Source organism: Dendronalium phyllosphericum CENA369, assembly GCF_016056275.1.
GTDB lineage: Bacteria > Cyanobacteriota > Cyanobacteriia > Cyanobacteriales > Nostocaceae > Dendronalium > Dendronalium phyllosphericum.
In genome coordinates, this window is sequence record NZ_JAECZA010000156.1 from 1 (window position 1) to 4,273 (window position 4,273).

Sequence of the window (4,273 nt, forward strand, 5' to 3'; positions counted from 1 at the left end):
GGGTAAGCACGAGTACGATGTGTCGTGCATTGCAAAAACAAAAACTAACAGTAAAAAAAAGACGTTACGCAGCAGCCAAGGGAAAACAGAAAGAATCCAAAATTTGAGAACTGAGTATTGGCAAAAAGTCCAACAAATAGACCCAGAAAACTTAGTTTTCATTGATGAAATGGGTGTTTTATTGGGTTTAACAAGAACCCATGCTCGAAGTCCTCAGGGAAACAGGGTGTATGATTTTAAACCATTTTATCGGGGAGCGAAGGTAACAGTAATCGAGGCAGTAAGCATGAAACAAGTTTTGGCTGTGATGACGTTGAATAGTTCAATGGATGGAAATGCATTTAAAGTCTTTATTGAAAAGTGTTTACTTCCCCAACTCTGGACGGGTGCTGTAGTTGTTATGGATAATGTCCCTGCACATAAAGTGGAAGGAATCGAGTCTTTAATTCAATCAAAGGGTGCAAATGTTCTTTATCAGTCACCTTATTCTCCTGACTTTAATCCCATCGAACATTGGTGGTCACAATTAAAAGCTTTTTTACGCTCCTTTTCTCCAACCTCTTCAAAAATGGTTGATGTTCTCATCGCAACTGCACTTAATTTGATTAATCCAGAGCATTTAAAAAACTGGTTTACAAACTGTTGTTACTGTACCTCATAAACCTGCAATACGCTGTATGTAAGTGCCGAAAGAACCGCAGATTTCCAGATGACTCGTGGAATTCGCAATATCATAGCAAACGAAGGTAATAAAGATGATTTAATTGCCTTCATGCTTGAGCGTAATCTACCAGTTGATGAAATCGAGGCAAGCAACATCGCGGATGAAATTCTGCTTAATACACCTGTACAAGGTTTTCTGACTATTTCCAATGCTTTGCAATGGCGACTACAGTATGGGAGAGTAATAGAACGCGCTGGTCAAGAAGATGGTATAGTTCCTGTTTATAAAATCAACCCATGACTCATATTGCACAGAAAACAAAGATAGAATATGGAGATTTCCAAACACCGTTAGAATTAGCTAATAAAGTATGTCAAAAGCTTGTTGAACTTGAGGTAATTCCAGATATTATAGTGGAGCCAACTTGTGGTATAGGTAATTTTATTGAAGTTGCTTCAGAATCGTTTAAATCAGCAAATAAGATTTTTGGAGTTGAAGTAAATTATAAATATGTAGAAAAAACTAAAGCCAATAATAAATTGTTAAATGATAAAAGGATTGAAATTAAATATGGAGATTTTTTTCAGTTTAATTGGTCATCAATCATAGGTAGCTCCAATGATAAAATATTAGTAATTGGTAATTTGCCTTGGGTAACAAACTCACAGCAGGGGAGTATTGATGGTAATAACTTACCAAATAAGAGTAATTTTAATAAGTATTCTGGTTTAGATGCAATTACAGGTAAGAGTAATTTTGATATATCAGAATGGATGTTAATTCAAGTTGTGCAATGGTTGCAGAAGCGTGAAGGTTATCTAGCAATTCTATGCAAGAGTTCTGTTGCCAGAAAAATATTAAGTTATATCCGTTATCAAAAATTAAATCTTGCTTACTGTGCAAATTATAAAATAGATGCCAAAAAATATTTTAATGCTACTGTTGAAGCTTGTTTACTGTTGTGTAAGTTTGACTCTAATTCACAAAACTATTTCTGTGATGTGTTCAGCAATCTTGAAACTTCTGATTACTATCGAATAAGTTATTGGAATAATGTGCTTGTTAGAGATATAAATACATTTGAAAAAGTACAAAAGCTATATGAGAAGCAATCAAAAATTAAGTGGCGTTCTGGGATTAAACATGATTGCGCGAGTGTGATGGAGTTTAGCAAAATTAATAATACTCTCATCAATGGACTAGGAGAAACAGTTGATATCGAAGAAACATATCTATTCCCTTTGCTTAAAGGTTCCTATGTTGCTCAGAATAAAACAAATAATACTAATAGATATGTTTTAGTAACTCAGAGATTTGTAGGAGAAGCTGTCGAGTATATAAAAGATTCTGCTCCTAAAACATGGAATTATCTGGAGACACATGCACAATATCTAGATAAAAGAAAAAGCAAAATTTATCAAGACAATCCTCGTTTTTCTATTTTTGGTGTTGGTTCATATACTTTTGCGCCTTGGAAAATAGCAATTTGCGGACTTTACAAAAAATTAGAATTTAGATTGATAGGAAAGATAAACGAAAAGCCTGTAATTTTCGATGATACTGTTTACTTTCTTAGCTTTGATGATGCAAGCATTGCATATCAAACTTTTAAACTTTTGTCTTCTTCACTAGCAAAAGACTTCTATTCGTCTCTAATTTTTTGGGACGAAAAGCGCCCAATCAAGTCTAGTATCCTAAATAACTTAAACTTGATAGCTTTAGCAGAAGCATCAGTTTGATTTTATAGTTACGAAAAGATGATTTAATTACCTTCAGGAGCGATCGCCCCGACTCCATGAAAAACACTGCTTTTTTGAGGATTTTTTGATATGCGATCGCCTATTCAATTTTCGTAGCTTCGGTTTCAAACTGTACTTGGCGGTACAAATCTGCGATCGCTATTTCTACATCCACTGATTCCAGCCGCAATCTTTCATCCAAATTATACTCTGACAGTACCCATTTTCCCTGGTCGTTGCGCCGAAAGACTTCTACACTTGGTTGAGCTACTTGTACTAAGCTCGACTTTATCCAATTACGCGGCATAAACAGCAATGTCCCGCAAACGTTCAAATAAAGGGCGAGGTACTTTTACCATTTCAAAGGATTCATGGGACATTGAAAAAGTACTAGCCCAGAAAAATCGCCGGACTAAAGCAAGTGCATCTGAGAAAGAAGGTAAATGTTTGGAGTACCAACTTGTCTGCCGGACTTGCCACTGAAAATCATTTTGTAAATGGTGTGCCAAGACAGTAACTAAGGAAAAAAGCCCAAATAATAATGGTGTTGTACGAGCGATAGCAATGTCCGCCCATTGGCGTTGAGTTTCAACTCCTAAGTGTGCCCTGACTTCCTCAAAAATAACTTCCACTTGCCATCGACGTACAAACCACTCCAAAATCTGTATGGGAGAATAAGTCAGACCAGTGCTGAGTATTGCTTGTGTTTCAAACTTACCTTTTGGGTCACGAATCAATACCCAACGAATTGGGACTACAGGCTTTGCTGTGTGATACCAAACAGCAGTGTCACTACAAATTTCTACCTCGCGTTTGCCTTGACCATACCAGTTGTTAACTATCACAGTTTGCCAATGAGTGTTGGGATCAACTGGTATGTGTTCTAGATTTGGTAATCTTTTGCCTTAAAACCAATCAGTCAGGGTTTTATGGCGGTGTTTGAGTTGCTGGTTGTAACGTTCAGATGGTGCTAGAACTGTGAAAAAAGGCAAAGCCCAAACTCTTTGCGCCCAAGGTATTTCTACGAGTAACATGACTGCTAACCATCGTAGACCACTGACTTTAACAAACTGGCTGTGGCTTGAACGTACCGGGTCACGATAGATACCTTTGGCTTTGATTTTCTTGCCTTTTCTCCTTTCAATGGTGTCGTCAATTCCCATAATGATTGGCCCTGATGGTACAAAAATGCTGAGCAGAATCATTAACAAAATGCGACTAGCTTCTAAGTTTGACCACACAGCACGACTTAAAACACGATGATAATTTTGAAAATTTTTCTCATGCGCTATTCCCATGACTTCCAGTATTGAGGATACTGTACGCTTTCGCGTTGTTAGAATTGCCCCGATCATTAGTACTTCGGCCTGCTTCCAGACTCTGGTTGAGAAAAGCCTTGAGAACAGTTGTATGATACTGGCTATTCCTGCGGGTAAATTCAGGCTCATGGTTATAGATGCATATTGTCATTGATGCTACTTCCTATTTTCCCATGTTCATGTTTCTTCCTTTTGCCCCCTCATATTCTCAAAAATGCATAAAGTCGAGCTGAGAGGATGTTTGAAAAGTTATGAGTGGTCAAATATTATGCCAATCGTTTTACCATAATCCGGATCATGGCAAGGTAGACAAATGTCTCTGCCGTTTCAGGGAGTAGCTCATAGTCTTTGTTTAATCGGCGACACCAAGTCAGCCATCCAAAGGTTCGCTCTACTACCCAACGTTTGGGCAGCAAGACAAATTTCTTGCACTCTTTAGGGCGCAGAACCACCTGGACAATCCAACGGCAAAAATCCATGACCCATTGCATAAAGGGGTTGCCATCAAAACCAGCATCAACCCAGATAAGATTCAGGCCAGACACATGAGT

General features: G+C 37.8%; 5 protein-coding genes and 2 pseudogenes. 3 read left to right on the plus strand and 4 right to left on the minus strand.

Going from position 1 to position 4,273, the window contains the following annotated elements; genetic code table 11:
• The 3 genes and pseudogenes from I8752_RS21230 to I8752_RS21240 form a co-directional block, all read left to right on the plus strand.
• Nucleotides 1-661 (plus strand): transposase (locus I8752_RS21230; protein WP_214434271.1); only part of this gene is annotated, 661 nt, incomplete at its 5' end.
• Nucleotides 662-667: 6 nt separating this feature from the next.
• A pseudogene (locus tag I8752_RS21235) lies at nt 668-964 on the plus strand (restriction endonuclease); the annotation flags it as partial.
• Nucleotides 961-2,403, plus strand: a complete 1,443-nt coding sequence (locus tag I8752_RS21240; RefSeq protein WP_214434272.1) for a DNA methyltransferase family protein — start codon at nt 961-963, stop codon at nt 2,401-2,403. The pseudogene I8752_RS21235 and the gene I8752_RS21240, both read left to right, overlap by 4 nt.
• 100 nt (nt 2,404-2,503) lie before the next feature.
• On the opposite strand, the pseudogene I8752_RS21245 reads toward I8752_RS21240, so the two are convergent.
• The 4 genes and pseudogenes from I8752_RS21245 to I8752_RS21260 all read right to left on the minus strand — a co-directional run.
• A pseudogene (locus tag I8752_RS21245) lies at nt 2,504-2,683 on the minus strand (Uma2 family endonuclease); the annotation flags it as partial.
• A gap of 16 nt (nt 2,684-2,699) precedes the next feature.
• The gene (locus I8752_RS21250) at nt 2,700-3,248 is read right to left on the minus strand and encodes a hypothetical protein (protein WP_214434273.1); all 549 of its coding nucleotides are present in this window, start codon (nt 3,246-3,248) and stop codon (nt 2,700-2,702) included.
• Nucleotides 3,249-3,308: 60 nt separating this feature from the next.
• Entirely contained in the window at nt 3,309-3,851 is a 543-nt protein-coding gene (locus I8752_RS21255; protein ID WP_214434274.1) for a transposase, read from the minus strand.
• 137 nt (nt 3,852-3,988) lie between these two features.
• Nucleotides 3,989-4,273 (minus strand): transposase (locus tag I8752_RS21260; RefSeq protein WP_214434275.1); only part of this gene is annotated, 285 nt, incomplete at its 5' end.

Coding starts and splice junctions, on each gene's coding strand:
- I8752_RS21255 (WP_214434274.1), bottom strand. CDS start 3,851: ATGAGCCTGAATTTACCCGCAGGAATAGCCAGTATCATACAACTGTTC.
- I8752_RS21240 (WP_214434272.1), top strand. CDS start 961: ATGACTCATATTGCACAGAAAACAAAGATAGAATATGGAGATTTCCAA.